Consider the following 15,858-nt stretch of genomic DNA (forward strand, 5'->3'; position numbering starts at 1 on the left):
TTGTGACTTGCCAATACGGCATTTTCCTCACAAACTACAGCCATTCAATTTTTAGTGACCCTTTGTATGACCACGTTTGTAATTAAATCTGCGTGTTTTAGCGACCTTGAGTCGCTCAACGACCTTATGTTTGAGCTGCATGATGAGCATCATCTTCAATCTCCGGAGCTGTTCAAAACTGCAGAGGAGATAGAGCAAGAAAAAAGTATTGCTCGATACATTGATGATCCTGAATGTCTTGTTTATGTAGCAAAACAAGGAGATGAAATTATTGGTTTTATCTCTGGTCATTTCTGTGAACTTGTTTCTACCGTCAGTCAGCCGGTTATGATGGGAAGTGTGGATGAGCTCTATGTGTTACCTGAGTTTCGGAAACAAGGCACGGCTCAGGCATTGATTAACAAAATTGAGTCAACGTTCTCTGATTACGGTGCAAAACAGATGTTTGTTGAAGTATGGCACTTTAACCAGGGTGCAATCTCTTTGTATGAAAAACAAGGGTTTGCACACCATATTCACTATCTAAGAAAGCCGTTGAGCTAATGGCCATGCTTAATTTTAATATTGTGATACACATTCTAGCGAATTGAAATCATTCAGTTCGTCAATAGACTTTTCTCTATAAGTTGCTCGCAATGTTAGTAAATTAATATGCGCCCACATTGGTATTGGCGTTTTTGTCTGCTTGTTTATTAGTAGCACGAGGATCGTGCTTACAAAAACAAGAGGACAATATTTTGAAACTAACAAAATCGTTACTTGCGTTGGCTGTTTTGCCAATGTTCGCAAGTGCAGATGATTTGTCACAGACACAAAATCACACTATACAACCCCAGATCGTAGGCGGCATCACTGCTGATCCTAGTGAGTGGAGATTCTACACCCAAATTGTTAGCCGTTATGGTAACCGATCATATTGTGGTGCCAGTTATATTGGGAATGGCTACGTCCTGACTGCGGCACACTGTGTCGAGGGTGATTCACCGAATCAGATTGCGGTTAAAATTGGTGGCGTCGTTTACAATGGCACTGACGGTGTTCGAGCTAACGTGAGTGAAATCCACATGCACCCGGCATATCGCCGAGCAACGCTTTCTCACGATCTCGCAGTCTTAAAGTTAGACTCTGTACCTCAAGGTGTTGCTGCGGTTGAAATTGCCGATGGCAGTCTAACGCAATACGCCAGCATCGGAGATTGGCTTACAGTCGCAGGTTTAGGGAGAACCTCTGAAGGAGGAAGCTCTCCATCTCGGTTGCAAGAGGTTGACGTTCCACTCGTGTCAGACACGACTTGTCGTCAAGCCGGTGGCAATTACACAACCGTTGGAGAAGTGTCATTCTGTGCGGGAATTCCTCAAGGTGGGATAGATTCCTGTCAGGGAGATAGCGGTGGCCCAATCGTTATTAATCGTGGTGGCGTAATTACTCAACTTGGCGTGGTCAGTTGGGGGATAGGTTGTGCTCGTCCGGGTATGTATGGTGTTTATAGCGATATCGCCGCCATGCGTAATTTTGTTAATGGTGTCATTGGCACGACTACACCTCCGAAAGAGAATGTTTCTGTTGGGTATACCACCGCACAGACATTGGCATCATTTAATGTTGGCGAGTTGCAGCAACATAGTTTTGTTATCAAAAATTCAGGTAACACGACGTTCACTGTAGAAAACGTTCGCGCGTTTGCTTCTGGCGTTGCTGATGCTGCCGTTATTGCAAATGATCAGTGTTCTCAGGCGACGTTAGCAATGAATGCAAGCTGTCGTGTCGATGTCGAATTTGGAGCAGCTCAGGCGGGAGAAGCAAGAGTTGCTTTGAACTTCAACGTTGATAAGACCAGTACACAATATCAGGCGCTAGTGTCGGCTCAAGCGAAAACAGTGACAACGCCTCCAACAGATAACTGCGCAGCAGAATGGCAAGCGAGTACGGTGTATCTCAAAGGGGATAAGGTTACTTGGAATGGCAAAGTGTGGCAGGCGCAGTGGTGGACTCAAGGCGATAACCCAGCAGACTCTGGACCTTGGGGTGTTTGGCAAGAAGTTCGCGACGCACATTGCAAGTCTAACTAACCATCAAGCATTCAAAAGCTGATTCGTTGGTGACTTGAGGTAGAATTCATTCTTGGTTTCAACGAACAGCGCATAGTTATCATAAGCAGGGTTTATTGTTTTCGAATAATAAGCCCTTTTTTATTGTTCCAACTTTGAGAACCCATAAAATGTGTATGACTTTATCCTGACGCTACCTTCATATAACTGGCAGAATTGCGATCAACATTTCATGTTTTGTCTGATTTTTGTCAGGTTTGCATTAAATTACTCTCCAATGAGCTTCAAGATCATGCTTTATTCGATCAACGTTGTTTGGCATAACTCGTTACTTAATTTTTATCGAAAAAGATAAGATTAACTGCCATTATTCATTGGTTATCATAATGTTTACTTAAGGTCATATTTTGTGTTGAGACAGCTGTTATTACTCATCCTTTGTTTTATTTTGTTACCTGTTTCACCAATCTCTACGGCTAAAGCTGCCGCGAGCGAAGTAAAAGGGGCGCTCTGCGTTGTTCGTGCTGACGACAAGTTAGTGCTAGTTCATGAAATATTGACGGATAAGATTTCTCTACCTGGTGGGACAATTATTGATGGAGAATCTCCCAAAGTTGCTGCGCAAAGAGAAACGTGGGAAGAAACGGGTTTAGTGGTCACGGTTGGGGAGGAACTTGGCAGAACTGACACCGCGGTTTATTACGATTGCATATCAGATTCTGAGATTATTGCTTTTTCGATGAACAATTCCTTGGGTGGGAATGAGTTACCTATTTGGTTTGCTCCTCACTACGGAGTAGAAATCGCATCAGCAATGTTACTTGGACCATCCGAGCTGCCATCATTTTTGTACCGCTATCCCGCTCAATGGCCACAAGCCATTCAGTTTTTTGAACAAGCTACTCAGCAGTCCGCATCTTATGTGACTCAGCTGATCGAATCCGCGCCTTCATTTCGTCAGATTGAATTGAGGTGGATGAAAGACTTACAAAGCTGGGTAGGGGCTTTATCAGAAACGAGTTTCGAGGTAGCGAATCAGATCTCAAATCTTGTTATAGAACTGACAGAACCTACGATACTGCTTTTTCTATTTCCGTTAGTAATGATGCGTTTTGGCAGTCGATTTGTATTCCGACTCTTTTTCGCTATTAGCGCGACGTCCCTGATGGTACTTGTAGCTCAACAGGGCTTTGCGCTTCCTCGCCCGCATGTCTATATACCAATGATGGAGTTAACACACAGCTTTGGATTTAGTTTTCCAAGTTTACCTATTGCCGTTTGGTTTTGTGTTTTAACCTTTTTATTTCAGAGAACGCATTATTTCGGTTTGAATGGTACGACCGCTGTCATGATGCTCGTCACGCTTACTATTATGTTATGTAAGTTTTTCCTTGGTAGCGCCTTTTTCTTAGATATGTTGTTTGGTGCGCTGTTAGGAAGCTTAGTGGCCTGGCATGTTCTGCGATTGGAAACAAATCAAGACGTGAATGTTGATCAAGTGCTGAGTTCAAAAGGCGTCTGGTTCATTATGACTGCAGTAACTGCGGTCATCTCTGTTATCTGGCCATTACCTGTGTTTGGCCGCTGGTTAGCTATTTTAATTACGGCATCAGCGTTGGTTATGACGTTTAGAGAGTCAAAAGTGCATTTGGATTCTCGTCAGATGATTTTTGTAACGCTTGCGTTGGTATTCGTTGAGCAACTTTATTTATACTCAAGCTCTGTTGTCTCGTTTAGTGGTTTGTGGTCATTGGTATTGTCGACGTTGCATTATCCATTGTTGATGTTGCTGTTTATCTTGCTTGCAAGAAAGCTGATTCATGAAAAACAACAGAGAGAAACAGTGCTAGATTGATGGTTGTATGCTTTCTTTCTCAGGCATACGAGTAAAAAGAAAGCCTTGCTTTACAGCAAGGCTTTTTTTTACGTTGAGTAGCTCAACAATGTGGCTTTGCGTATATCTGACGCCATGGCTGAGTTAAAGGTAATAACGTTGACGCCATAGCGGCGGAGAGAATTAAGCGTTAAGGACGAATTTTTCAATCGCTTTAGCTACACCGTGTTCATCATTACTTACCGTAATGTAATCAGCGATTTGTTTGGTCTCTTCCATCGCATTTCCCATCGCGATACCAAGGCCAGCGTACTTCAGCATGTGGTGGTCATTTTCAGCATCACCCATACAGATCACTTCTTCTGGTTGAATACCTAGATACTCAGCAATTGCAGCAACACCAATACCTTTGTTGCTCGCTGGGTTAAGAAATTCCAGGAAGAACGGAGCGCTTTGAACCACCGTAAACTCGTCACGCATTTCAGACGGAAGCGCAGCGATGACCTCAGTTAACTTACTTGGCTCGGCAACCATCATTGCTTTGATGATTGGATGATCATCTTCTAGCGATTCAAAATTAATCTCTGTCACATTTAAGCCATTAATGTTGGCTTCTATGTCAGTGTATGGGTTTTTCTCATTGGTGATCAAGCCATGTACTTGGCTGAATGCGTGCACATAAGCGCCTAATTCTTTCGCTTTACGAGCGACTAATTTTGCTGCCTTACCATCAATGATTTGCTGGTGGATGATTTCATTTGTTCCTACGTTCTTAACCATAGAGCCATTGTAGAAAAGGACAAAATCTTTATCGGAATGGATATTCAGTTCGTCGAGCTTGCCTTGCATTCCTTCTAATGGGCGACCAGAAGCGAGAACGACAGTAACGCCTGCTTCTCGAGCCTTTGCGATCGCTTGTTTGTTTTCTTCAGAGATTGCTTTATCACTATTAAGCAGTGTGCCATCCATATCTAATGCGATCAGTTTATACATCATTTCTTACCTTAAAGTTTTTGGGAACTGTAAGTGAATAAGGTTTGGTATAACGCTAACCAGAAACCTACGCTCACCGCGACTATGAAACTACAAAATGGTCTATTTTAACAATTAATTTTTGGTTTAAATTGACCTAGACACGTGTGTCCATTAAGGTCTTCGCCTCGAAGTATTATGAGTTGAGTGAGTTCTACGTTGTATAAGCTAAATGAGATGTTTGAAACCATCCAAGGGGAAGGGGTTTTCACTGGAGTACCTGCTGTTTTTGTTCGCCTTCAAGAGTGTCCGGTTGGTTGCTCATGGTGCGATACCAAACAAACGTGGTATGCAGATGAGAATGACCAACGTCAAATTGGTGATATTTTGGTGAAGACGGAAGATTCTCCGACATGGTGCGTCGCATCTGCCGAGAACATCGTAGAGCAATATCAACTGCAAGGCTTTAATGCCAAACATATCGTGATTACTGGTGGTGAGCCTTGTATTTATGATCTACGCCCTTTAACAAAGGCGTTTGAAGATATGGGTTGCCAATGCCAAATCGAAACCAGTGGCACATCAGAAGTCATCACGTCAGAAAATACATGGGTGACCGTGTCACCAAAAGTGGCGATGAAGGGTAAACTGCCAGTTCTCAATAGCGCGTTAGAGCGTGCGAATGAGATTAAGCACCCAGTTGGTACGCAAAAAGACATCGACCACCTTGATGAGCTATTGGCAAATGCGAATGTCGCGGTTGAGACTGTCATTGCATTGCAGCCTATTAGCCAAAAGCCTCGTGCAACGCAATTGTGTATTGAAACGTGCATTGCTCGCAATTGGCGCTTGTCTGTTCAAACTCATAAATACCTAAGTATTGCTTAAGAGCGGAGAGAGAAATGAAAAAAGCCGTTGTTGTTTTTAGTGGTGGTCAGGATTCCACGACTTGTCTGGTTCAAGCACTTAAAGAGTTTGATGAAGTTCATGCCATTACTTTTGATTATGGTCAGCGCCACAAGTTAGAGATAGAAGTGGCACAAAAGATCGCAAAGGATCTTGGTGTCAAAGCGCATAAAGTGATGGATGTTGGCCTTTTAAACGAACTTGCGATTAGCTCTCTCACGCGCGATGACATCCCTGTCTCACACGAATTGCAAGAAAACGGCCTACCAAACTCTTTTGTTCCTGGCCGTAACATTCTATTTTTAACGCTCGCAGGAATCTACGCCTACCAAATTGGGGCTGAAACCGTAATTACTGGCGTGTGTGAAACTGACTTTAGTGGTTATCCAGATTGTCGTGACGATTTTGTGCAAGCAATGAACACGGCTTTGGTGAAAGGGATGGACCGTAACCTGACGATCAAAACACCGTTAATGTGGCTAAATAAAGCAGAAACGTGGGCGTTAGCTGATCAATATGACGCGTTGCAACTGGTTCGTGAAAATACGTTGACCTGCTACAACGGGGTCATTGGTGATGGTTGCGGTGATTGCCCATCGTGCGATTTGCGCAAAGCTGGCTTAGATGATTACCTAAACAATAAAGAGACCGTAATGCAGTCTCTTGTGAACAAGCAGGCTGCTGACGTTTAGTCGTGCCTTGCTTTACTGGCTAACATAGTCAGAACCTAGGCTAATTGGCTCATCGTATGCGTCTATAATGATGTTTTTTCCCTGCTTTTTAGCCTGGTATAAAGCTTGGTCTAGTATCGAATAAAGTTCATCAAAGTTGGTAAGCGGCATTGATGTTGATAGATAGGCCAAGCTAGCGGTTACACTCAGATCACTATTATTTACCGTGCGTACGCGCTTCTCTGAAATCGTTTTGTGTAGGCTTTGTACGCGGAAAGGAACGTCAATTTCATCGACGTTTTTCAATAATAAGATAAACTCTTCTCCACCCAAACGGCCGATATACTCTCCCTTATTGAGCTTAGCTTTAAGCACTTGGCAAACTTGCTGTAACACCAAGTCGCCAGTCGGATGACCGTATTGATCATTTATCGTCTTAAAGTCATCAAGGTCGATTAATGCTAAAACATAGCGGAAGTCTTCGTCCGCTTTGGAGGTTTGACCTTTGATGGTCTCTATAATTGCCGCTCTATTCAACGCACATGTTAGACTATCTATTTTGGCTTTTTGTCGTGTTTGTCGCTGAAGTATCAATGCCAGAATGAGCAAGACCAACAAACAGGAAACCACAAAATTATAAGTGCGCTTTTGATCGGTAAGCTTCTCAAATTGATGCTGATTTAAGCTTTTTTCATTATTCAACCGAGCGACTTGAAGATCATATTCGTACTCTTTCTTTGTGAGGTCTAATGCCTCTAATGCTTTAATATTGCTAGCGTCTCGGTTGGCCAATTCAATGGTTGAATAGGCTTCGTGGTGCTCTAATGCCAGTTTATAATCACCTTGGGCTTGGTATGCTTCGGAAAGGAGTAATTGAGCTTGTGCCTGTAATAATGGTCTAGAGTTATTGCTCGCTAGTGTTAACGCGACTTTGCCATGTGCAATCGATTTTTCATTAGCATAGTTTTTCAAATACGCGAACCCAGCAGCTAAATGCCCTTCCGTTTCGAGGTGCGTATTTTCATACGTTTCAGCAATGTCTAAAGCTTTTCTAATGTAATCTACTGCGGTATCCAGTTGCCCACTTTCGGCTAAAACCGCAGACAGCCCTAAGTAGCTTAACCCTTGACCATATGGGTAGTGGAGCTGGTTGAGTATTGTTAATGCATTTTGATAATGATTGATGGCTTTATCGAATTCTTTGGATTTCTTATACATTGCCCCAAGGCTATGTTCGACTTGTGCGACTTTGAGTGGTGTCCCTTCATCTTGACGAGCGAGTAGGGCTTGGATGAGATATTGTTCTGATTGTTCAAACTGCCCAAGCTCTGCTAGCAAATTTCCGACGTCATTGTAAATGCCAGAAGGATCGCTTTGAGCAGACATGTTGGCCAGCAGCTTTCGATAAAGGCTCAGCGCTTTTTCATAGTCACCACGATAGTTATAGTTATTCGCTACCACACGTAACGCGAGATCAATAGGGAAGTTTTCTTGGTGTTGTTGACTTAGATGGCTTTCTAACGACGAGCAATAAAAGTTTGCTTTGTGATAACGACCTTGTTGATTCAACGTATAACAGAGCTGATAGTTCATCAAAGCTTTGCCTTCAGAATCTGAAGTCTGCTTCATTTTTTGTCGCAATGAAGAAAAGCTCTTTACTGAGGCGTCATAACTACCATGCTTACGTTCATTTAAGGCAAGAATGTACTCTGACTCTAACTGAGCAAAGTTATTGTTGAGAACTTGGCTGCTTCCATAGTACGGCTGCTTTATGTTCGACATGTATTCATAAATCAGCCCGCTGACGTAGAGTTTTTCGCTGTGCGATTTCGCGGTGTGGTATCGATCTTGAAGCATGCTTAATGCTGAGTCAGGATTACTTCTCAATGTGGTTTGATAAACGGCGTGCCACTGCGTGATATTTTGTTCTGGCTCAATATCTTGAGTGTCACTAGCATATACCGGGGCGAGTAAGAGTGACGCAAGCAAAGGATAGAGCGTGCGCATATTTAAACGTGCCTTATGTTCTTTTGTTGCTTTGGAATTGGAGAATCATAGCGCTATTAATTGATCAGCGTTGTGATTGAGTTGGGTGTACGAAGAAAAAGAATAGGAAAACTATGCACTTGGTCGACATATCAAAAAAGAGCATAAAAAGAAAGACCCCAACATAAAGTTGAGGTCTAGAAGTCGTTATGCAATGTAAAGCTTAGCTAGATCTTGAGGCTCCATTTCTTTGCCTTCTAGCTGATCGTTCCAGTTAGTACCAACAAGAACACCATCTTCTGCAAGAGTTAAAAGCCAATCTTCAACAAAGATATCTAGTGGGATTTCTAGTACAGTGAAGTCAGCCCATTCTTCAACATTGTGCGCTTCTGCATCTTCTTTAGAAGACCAGAAAGGCATGACTTCACTGTTTTCGAATTCAGTTGAATCGCAAGATAGCCAACCTTCTTCATTGCGTAAACCCCAAACCAGTTGGTTTTCTTTTGTTTCTGCAACAAAAAGGTCAAGGTTTGCTTGGATATCTGATGTAAGTTTGCTCATTTCAAAACTCTCGTTGTTATGACGCCGCTAGGGTAACACTAAAGTGCCGATTCCTAAAGCATAATACGGTTATTGCAATGAGTAAAAATAAAGGAGCCGAAGCTCCTTTTCTTATGTTGTTCTAGGTTTATTAATGCTTGTTTGAACAAACATTAATACAGATATTTTTACCTTTCAGGGAGGGTAGTGAATATTGTCCACTCTTTTTTAATCTCGCCTTTATAACCAACGACAGAAGCAGTTACTCGGCGGTTTAAAGCGTGGCTGACTTCATCGGTACCTTGTTGCGCTAGGTGAGTATCACCAAAGCCAACAATACGAACTCTGCTCGGTTCGATGTTGTAGCTCAATAGCGCCTCACGGACATTGCGCGCTCGTCTCTCTGATAGATCTTGGTTGTGCTGAGAGCCACCAACTTTACTCGCGTAGCCGTGCAGTTCGATCGACGTAGTAGGGTATTCTTTTAAAAAATCGGACAGTTCACGTACTTGTCTTCTGAACACGGGATTGATTTCATCAGAATCATTGGCAAAAAGTATTCTCACTTGCATGTTATCTGATGCTTTAATGTATTCGCCGCAACCGTCATTATCGACTTCTGAGCCTTCCGGTGTGCCAGGGCACATATCTCGAGCGTTGATGACGCCATCGTTATCTTCATCTTGAAGGTCAGCGATTTGCTCTGCACTTGGTACAGGTCGATAGTCATACTCGTCTTCAGCAACAACCTGTTGAGTAACGGCGAGAAGGCTTAATGCAAATAGAATTTTCATTGGTTTCATGATTAGTACTCCACCTTTTCATTCCATTTCGTAGGCACATCGACTCGCAAGGCATTTAACAATTGGCCGGTCGCATTCATTACACGGTATTTCGCGTATTGCTCTGAATATCTAGCATCCAAGTAGTTTTTTCTCGCTTCAAATAACTCGTTCTCAGTATTTAACAAATCCAGAAGGGTTCGTTTACCGATGCGATACTGTTTCTCGTAGGCGATAACAGTTTCAGATGCCGAATCTACGTGATCCGCCAGAAACTCTTTTTGCTGAAGCGTTAAATCTAGCGCGCTCCATGATAGACGAAGCCCTTCTTCAACGCTGCGGTATGCGCGTTCTCGTAGATCTTTGGCTTTGTTTAGTTGATAGGCAAAGTTTTCAGCATTGGCGACATCACTACCACCATTAAAGAGGTTGTAACGCATACGCAGCATCGCTGTCGTTTCATCACTGCTTCCTTCGATACCGCTTGCATCATCACGCCACGTTTGAGCCGCTTCTACAGATATCGTTGGATAGTAAGTTCCCTTAGATTGCTTATATTGGAACTTAGCCGAGTCTACATCTGCCATCGAAATTTTGATTACTGGATGCGATTCAAATGCCAAGTCAATTGCTTCATCTATGGTGTAGGGAATAAAGTTCTGGTCCGCTCGCGGAAAAATCAATCCTTGTGGGGACTGTCCGACAAGGCGTGTAAACGTGGTGTGGCTGTCATATAAGTTGTTCTGAGCCGCCACCAAGTTACCGTGAGCTTTTGCTAAACGAGCTTCTACTTGAGTTAGGTCAGCGGTAGACCCAAGTCCTGAGTTAACTCGCTTTTTAATGTCTTCGTAGATCTTCTTATGAACCTTCAAGTTGTTTTCTGAAAGTGTAAGAATTTCATAAGCTTTTACTGAATCTAAGTAAACCTTTGCCACTTCGAGTGCCGTGTCTTGAGCATCAGCGAGCAGTTGATAACGAACTGATTCTGCGTCAGCTGCTGTTCGATCCATATCGTTAAGTGTCGCAGAACCGTCCCATATCAGTTGGGTTAGTGTCACGGTGGCTTCTTTTCTTGTCAGATCCGTTGGATCTCGCCCTGTTTCTGCGGGGTTAATGCCTTCATAACCGATACCGGCGTCTAAATCTACGGATGGGAGGTAAGCACCGCCAGATGCTTCATTCACATACTGCTTGCTAACGAATTCATTGAACGCACTTTTGATGTCAGGATTGGTTTTTAATGTGTTTTCAACCGCTTGCTCTAGTGTTTGCCCAAAAGCATGACTAGCTGCGAACACACCAATGCAAAAGGCGTTGGCACGAGTCCACTTCACTGTGATTCTCCTAGATAATAATAAAATTTCTCGAGGTGAGAGGGCTTATAAGTGGGATACCTATAAGGGCGTCAATAATTTAGCGCACAATAACATTAATACACGATGAAGTAACCTGTTGATTCATTGTTCATTTGTTTCATTCTTGATAAATTAATTCATTTGGCGGGTCTAAATTTTGAATAAGGATCCCGATTTTAAAGTGAAATTGATGTTTAACAAGAGTTGAGCGTCTTTTATTAAAATAAGACAAATATGCGCCTGGATTCTTATTGATGTATGACACATAATTACTTAATTGAGCATCAAATTGCTGTTATTGCACTATATAATCAGGCAATATATAGCAAATTAGTATTGTTAGTCAAAAACTTGACAGTTATTTAGGGTTAAGATTTATATGGATCGTACAGCGTTAGTGTCACTCGGTAATCAAGTCGTCGTAATAGGTTTAGATGGGGAGCTGAGAGTCCTAACAGAAGGACAACAGCCCCTACCAGGTGAAGTGGTAGTGGCAACGACAGATGCTGCACCTCTAAATTTGAACATTCAACTAACTGAAGAGCAAGGCTCAAAAGATATTTCTGATGATGTGGCACGAATTATTGGTGCTATTGAGCAAGGTCAAGACCCTTCTATAGTTGATGAAGAACTCGCGCCAGCTGCGGGTGAAAACAGTGGTTCAAGTTTACAAAATAGTGCCACGATTGCACGGGATGGCACTGAAGTACTGGCTTCAACAAATTTTGAAACTATTGGCTTGGAATCCCTCGGTTTATCTGAAACACAAGCGTTGACCTTAAATGACTTTTTCGCAACAAATATAGAAACCAGTGGAGATGGCTCAAATAAACCGCTTACTAATTCTCCAGTGACATTAAGCGCTATCGAAGAAGATAGCGATCCCATCACGATAACTACCGAAGAACTACTATCAAATGTCGATATTGACGATGCTGATACTCTTATCGTTACAAACGTTACTATTGAGAGTGGGAATGGCACTTTAATTGATAACAACGATGGATCTTGGACTTATATACCAGAAGCTGATGATGATACTGAAGTGTCATTCTCCTATGACATCATTGATGACGATGGGGGTGTTATTAATGGCACTGCTAATTTAGATATTAAGCCTGTTAATGATGCGCCAATAGCGACTAACGATGCGATTCAAACTGACGAAGATTCCCAGGTTGTAATTGATGTGCTCGCTAACGACAGTGACATTGAAGGTGACGATTTATCCATTACTTCTGCTTCTGTATCAGAAGAGCAAGGTATCGTTGAGATTGTCGATGGTAAGCTTGTTTTCACTCCGGCAGAAAACTTCAATGGTGATGCTGAGATCACTTACACCATCACCGACGGTGTGCTGACTGACCAAGCGACGGTTAACGTCACCGTGAATGCGGTAAACGACGCGCCTGTGGTTGAGAGCAACATCGCAGACCAAACCTTGGCAGAAGACTTTACGCCATACACCATCAATCTAAATACCGCCTTCAGCGATGTGGATAACGTTGATGGCGAGTTAACGTTTAGCGTCTCTGGCAATAGCAACATTCAAGTGGCGATCGTCAACGGCATTGCTACGTTCACTCCAACCGCAGACTGGAATGGCTCTGAAACCCTAACCTTTACGGCTACCGATCCAAGCGGCGAAAGCGTCAGTCAAACGGTGAACTTCACAGTATCGCCTGTGGCAGATATCGTGGCAGACAAAGCGACGGTTGTGGAAGACACGGCGACCATCATCAAGGTCTTAGGTAACGACACGTTCGAAGGCGACGACAAAGTGGTGTCGCTCGATACCAATAACGGTCCAGCCAACGGCACGGTCTCGGTCAACCCTGATGGCAGCGTAACCTACACGCCAAACGACAACTACCACGGTACAGACAGCTTCACCTACATCGTTACATCGGGTGGGGTATCGGAGTCCACCACGGTGAACGTCGATGTCACGCCAGTGAACGATGCGCCAGTGGCAAAAGATGACACGGAGATTACTGACGAAGATACTGCTGTCACGATTGATGTTCTGCCAAACGACACCGATGTGGATGGCGATAAGCTGTCTATCCAATCAGCGTCTGTACCTGAAGCACAAGGTAAGGTTGAAATTGTTGACGGAAAACTGGTCTTCACACCGGCTGAGAACTTCAATGGCGACGCCGAAATCACTTACACCATCACTGATGGTGCACTGACTGACCAAGCGACGGTCAATGTCACGGTGAATGCGGTGAACGACACGCCTGTGGTTGAAAGCAGCCTCGCAGACCAAACCTTGGCGGAAGATTTCACTCCATACACGATCGATCTGAATACCGCGTTCAGCGACGTGGATAACGTTGATGGCGAGCTGAGCTTCAGCGTTTCTGGCAACAGCAACATTCAAGTGGCGATCGTCAATGGCATTGCTACGTTCACTCCAACCGCGGACTGGAACGGCTCAGAAATCCTAACGTTTACTGCCACTGATCCAAGCGGTGAAAGCGTTAGCCAAACGGTGAACTTCACGGTTGCGCCTGTGGCGGACATCGAGGCAGACAGTGCGGATGTAGTCGAAGACACACCAACCATCATTAACGTCTTAGGTAACGACACGTTTGACGGCGACGATAAAGTAGTGTTGCTTGATACCAATAAAGGCCCAGCTAACGGCACGGTCTCGGTCAACCCTGATGGCACCGTGACCTACATACCAGATGATAACTACGTCGGCAAAGATACGTTCACTTATGTCGTGACATCAGGCGGTGTGTCTGAATCCACTACCGTTGAAGTCAATGTGACGCCGGTCAACGACGCGCCAGTGGCAAAAGATGACACGGCGATTACTGACGAAGACACACCAGTGACGATCGATGTCCTGCCAAACGATACTGATGTGGATGGCGATAAGTTGTCGATCCAATCTGCGTCTGTACCTGAAGCACAAGGTAAGGTTGAAATTGTTGACGGAAAACTGGTCTTCACACCGGCTGAGAACTTCAATGGCGACACCGAAATCACTTACACCATCACTGATGGTGCACTGACTGACCAAGCGACGGTCAATGTCACGGTGAATGCGGTGAACGATACGCCTGCGGTTGAAAGCAACCTCGCAGACCAAACCTTGGCAGAAGACTTTATGCCATACACCATCGCTCTAAATACCGCCTTCAGCGATGTGGATAACGTGGATGGCGAGTTAACGTTTAGCGTCTCTGGTAATAGCAATGTCAATGTCTCAATAGAGAACGGCATCGCGACCATTTCACCAACGGCAGACTGGAATGGCTCAGAAGCGTTGACCTTTACCGCCACCGATCCAAGCGGCGAAAGCGTTAGCCAAACGGTGAACTTCACAGTATCGCCTGTGGCGGACATCGTGGCAGACAAAGCGACGGTTTTGGAAGACACGGCGACCATCATCAAGGTCTTAGATAACGACACGTTCGAAGGCGACGACAAAGTGGTGTCGCTTGATACCAATAACGGTCCAGCTAACGGCACGGTCTCGGTCAACCCTGATGGCAGCGTAACTTACACGCCAAACGACAACTACCACGGTACAGACAGCTTCACCTACATTGTCACGTCAGGCGGGGTATCGGAATCCACCACGGTGAGCGTTGATGTGACGCCAGTGAATGATGCGCCAGTGGCAAAAGATGACACGGCGATTACTGACGAAGACACACCAGTGACGATTGATGTCCTGCCAAACGACAATGATTTGGATGGCGATAAGCTGAGTATTGAATCAGCCTCTGTACCTAAAGAGCTGGGCACGGTTGAAGTGGTGGATGGAAAACTCGTCTTCACTCCTGCAGAAAACTTCAATGGCGACGCTGAAATTACCTACACTGTAACGGACGGTCAATTGACCGACGAAGCGAAGGTAACCGTTACAGTAAATCCAGTAAACGACGCGCCAACTATCAAGGTTGATGCCGTAGAAAGCATCACTGAAAACGCAGTGAGCACCGATACGGTAGTGGCGACGTTGGAAGTCGCTGATTCTGATACGCCAGAAGACCAATTAACCGTTTCTTTAGAAAACAACTCAAACGGTTACTTTGTGTTAGTTGGCGATGAAGTAAAGCTGACTCAAGCAGGCGTCGATGCGGTTAACAACGACGAACTTAACCTTAAAGACCTGACTATTAGCGCGTCAGTATCGGATGGTGTTAATCCAACGGCTAACGACAGTGATAGTTTGATTGTGAATCGTGTTAACGATGCGCCGACTGTTGATAATGTCATCTCAGATCAAGTGCTATCGGAAGATTTCGATGCATACACGATCGACTTGAATGAAGTATTCAAAGATTCCGATTCCTCGCTAGAATTCTCAGTCTCTGGCAATAACAACATCCAAATTTCTATTGTGAATGGTGTTGCTACCATCACTCCGACTGCGGATTGGAATGGCAAAGAGACAATTACGTTCACAGCTAAAGACCCAAGCGGTGAAAGCGTAAGTCAAACGCTGAACTTTACGGTAGCACCAGTAGCTGACATTGAGGCTGATAGTGCGGATGTAGTCGAAGACACACCAATCATCATTAACGTCTTAGGTAACGACACGTTCGAAGGCACTGATAAAGTGGTGTCTTTGGACGCCGATAATGGTCCTAAAAATGGCACCGTCATTGTGAATAACAACGGCACGGTGACCTACACACCAGATGACAACTACGTCGGCAAAGATACGTTCACTTATGTCGTGACATCAGGCGGAGTATCCGAATTCACTACCGTTGAAGTCAATGTGACGCCGGTCAA

The 15,858-nt window shown here is 44.2% G+C and carries 11 protein-coding genes; 6 read left to right on the forward strand and 5 right to left on the reverse strand.

The genetic code is table 11. The annotated features are described in order from the left end of the window. Positions 1-66 precede the first annotated feature (66 nt). The 3 genes from NDJ01_RS03160 (at position 67) to NDJ01_RS03170 (ending at position 3,903) form a co-directional block, all read left to right on the forward strand. Positions 67-543, forward strand: coding sequence for a GNAT family N-acetyltransferase (locus NDJ01_RS03160; protein ID WP_046874942.1), 477 nt, complete (start codon positions 67-69; stop codon positions 541-543). Between the two features lie 194 nt (positions 544-737). Next, positions 738-2,069, forward strand: coding sequence for a trypsin-like serine protease (locus NDJ01_RS03165; protein ID WP_258586240.1), 1,332 nt, complete (start codon positions 738-740; stop codon positions 2,067-2,069). A 388-nt stretch (positions 2,070-2,457) separates the two neighbouring features. Further along, positions 2,458-3,903 carry a bifunctional NUDIX hydrolase/phosphatase PAP2 family protein gene (locus tag NDJ01_RS03170; protein WP_085343811.1) on the forward strand — a complete coding sequence of 482 codons (1,446 nt, stop codon included), beginning with the start codon at positions 2,458-2,460 and terminating at the stop codon, positions 3,901-3,903. Positions 3,904-4,065: 162 nt separating this feature from the next. Here the strand turns inward: NDJ01_RS03170 and NDJ01_RS03175 are convergent, their stop codons facing one another. Further along, positions 4,066-4,875 carry a Cof-type HAD-IIB family hydrolase gene (locus NDJ01_RS03175; protein WP_074191295.1) on the reverse strand — a complete coding sequence of 270 codons (810 nt, stop codon included), beginning with the start codon at positions 4,873-4,875 and terminating at the stop codon, positions 4,066-4,068. Between the two features lie 216 nt (positions 4,876-5,091). On the opposite strand from NDJ01_RS03175, the gene queE reads away from it, so the two are divergent. Both queE and queC read left to right on the forward strand, forming a co-directional pair. Continuing rightward, positions 5,092-5,742, forward strand: a complete 651-nt coding sequence (gene queE / locus NDJ01_RS03180) for a 7-carboxy-7-deazaguanine synthase QueE (protein ID WP_041852955.1) — start codon at positions 5,092-5,094, stop codon at positions 5,740-5,742. Between the two features lie 14 nt (positions 5,743-5,756). Further along, positions 5,757-6,452 carry a 7-cyano-7-deazaguanine synthase QueC gene (gene queC, locus NDJ01_RS03185; protein ID WP_065646445.1) on the forward strand — a complete coding sequence of 232 codons (696 nt, stop codon included), beginning with the start codon at positions 5,757-5,759 and terminating at the stop codon, positions 6,450-6,452. A gap of 12 nt (positions 6,453-6,464) precedes the next feature. Here queC and NDJ01_RS03190 read toward each other — a convergent pair whose 3' ends face one another. From NDJ01_RS03190 to NDJ01_RS03205, 4 genes are all read right to left on the reverse strand, one after another. Then, complete coding sequence (locus NDJ01_RS03190; RefSeq protein ID WP_258586241.1) at positions 6,465-8,438, reverse strand: diguanylate cyclase; 1,974 nt, start codon at positions 8,436-8,438, stop codon at positions 6,465-6,467. Positions 8,439-8,624: 186 nt separating this feature from the next. After that, positions 8,625-8,978, reverse strand: a complete 354-nt coding sequence (locus NDJ01_RS03195) for a DUF2750 domain-containing protein (RefSeq protein WP_005395049.1) — start codon at positions 8,976-8,978, stop codon at positions 8,625-8,627. A 167-nt stretch (positions 8,979-9,145) separates the two neighbouring features. After that, a complete protein-coding gene (locus NDJ01_RS03200; RefSeq protein ID WP_046874949.1) occupies positions 9,146-9,760 on the reverse strand; it encodes an OmpA family protein in 615 nt (204 codons plus the stop codon). Between the two features lie 2 nt (positions 9,761-9,762). Beyond that, the gene (locus tag NDJ01_RS03205; protein WP_258586242.1) at positions 9,763-11,073 is read right to left on the reverse strand and encodes a TolC family outer membrane protein; all 1,311 of its coding nucleotides are present in this window, start codon (positions 11,071-11,073) and stop codon (positions 9,763-9,765) included. Positions 11,074-11,473: 400 nt separating this feature from the next. On the opposite strand from NDJ01_RS03205, the gene NDJ01_RS03210 reads away from it, so the two are divergent. Next, a partial coding sequence (locus NDJ01_RS03210; RefSeq protein WP_258586243.1) for a tandem-95 repeat protein occupies positions 11,474-15,858 on the forward strand: 4,385 nt, incomplete at its 3' end.

Origin of the sequence: Vibrio sp. HS-50-1 (assembly GCF_024747315.1) — a bacterium.
GTDB lineage: Bacteria > Pseudomonadota > Gammaproteobacteria > Enterobacterales > Vibrionaceae > Vibrio > Vibrio diabolicus.

Bases quoted from the DNA above. Each gene is read 5' to 3' on its own strand.
- NDJ01_RS03160 (WP_046874942.1), top strand. From the start codon at position 67: ATGACCACGTTTGTAATTAAATCTGCGTGTTTTAGCGACCTTGAGTCG.
- NDJ01_RS03175 (WP_074191295.1), bottom strand. From the start codon at position 4,875: ATGTATAAACTGATCGCATTAGATATGGATGGCACACTGCTTAATAGT.
- queE (WP_041852955.1), top strand. From the start codon at position 5,092: ATGTTTGAAACCATCCAAGGGGAAGGGGTTTTCACTGGAGTACCTGCT.
- queC (WP_065646445.1), top strand. From the start codon at position 5,757: ATGAAAAAAGCCGTTGTTGTTTTTAGTGGTGGTCAGGATTCCACGACT.
- NDJ01_RS03190 (WP_258586241.1), bottom strand. From the start codon at position 8,438: ATGCGCACGCTCTATCCTTTGCTTGCGTCACTCTTACTCGCCCCGGTA.
- NDJ01_RS03195 (WP_005395049.1), bottom strand. From the start codon at position 8,978: ATGAGCAAACTTACATCAGATATCCAAGCAAACCTTGACCTTTTTGTT.
- NDJ01_RS03200 (WP_046874949.1), bottom strand. From the start codon at position 9,760: ATGAAACCAATGAAAATTCTATTTGCATTAAGCCTTCTCGCCGTTACT.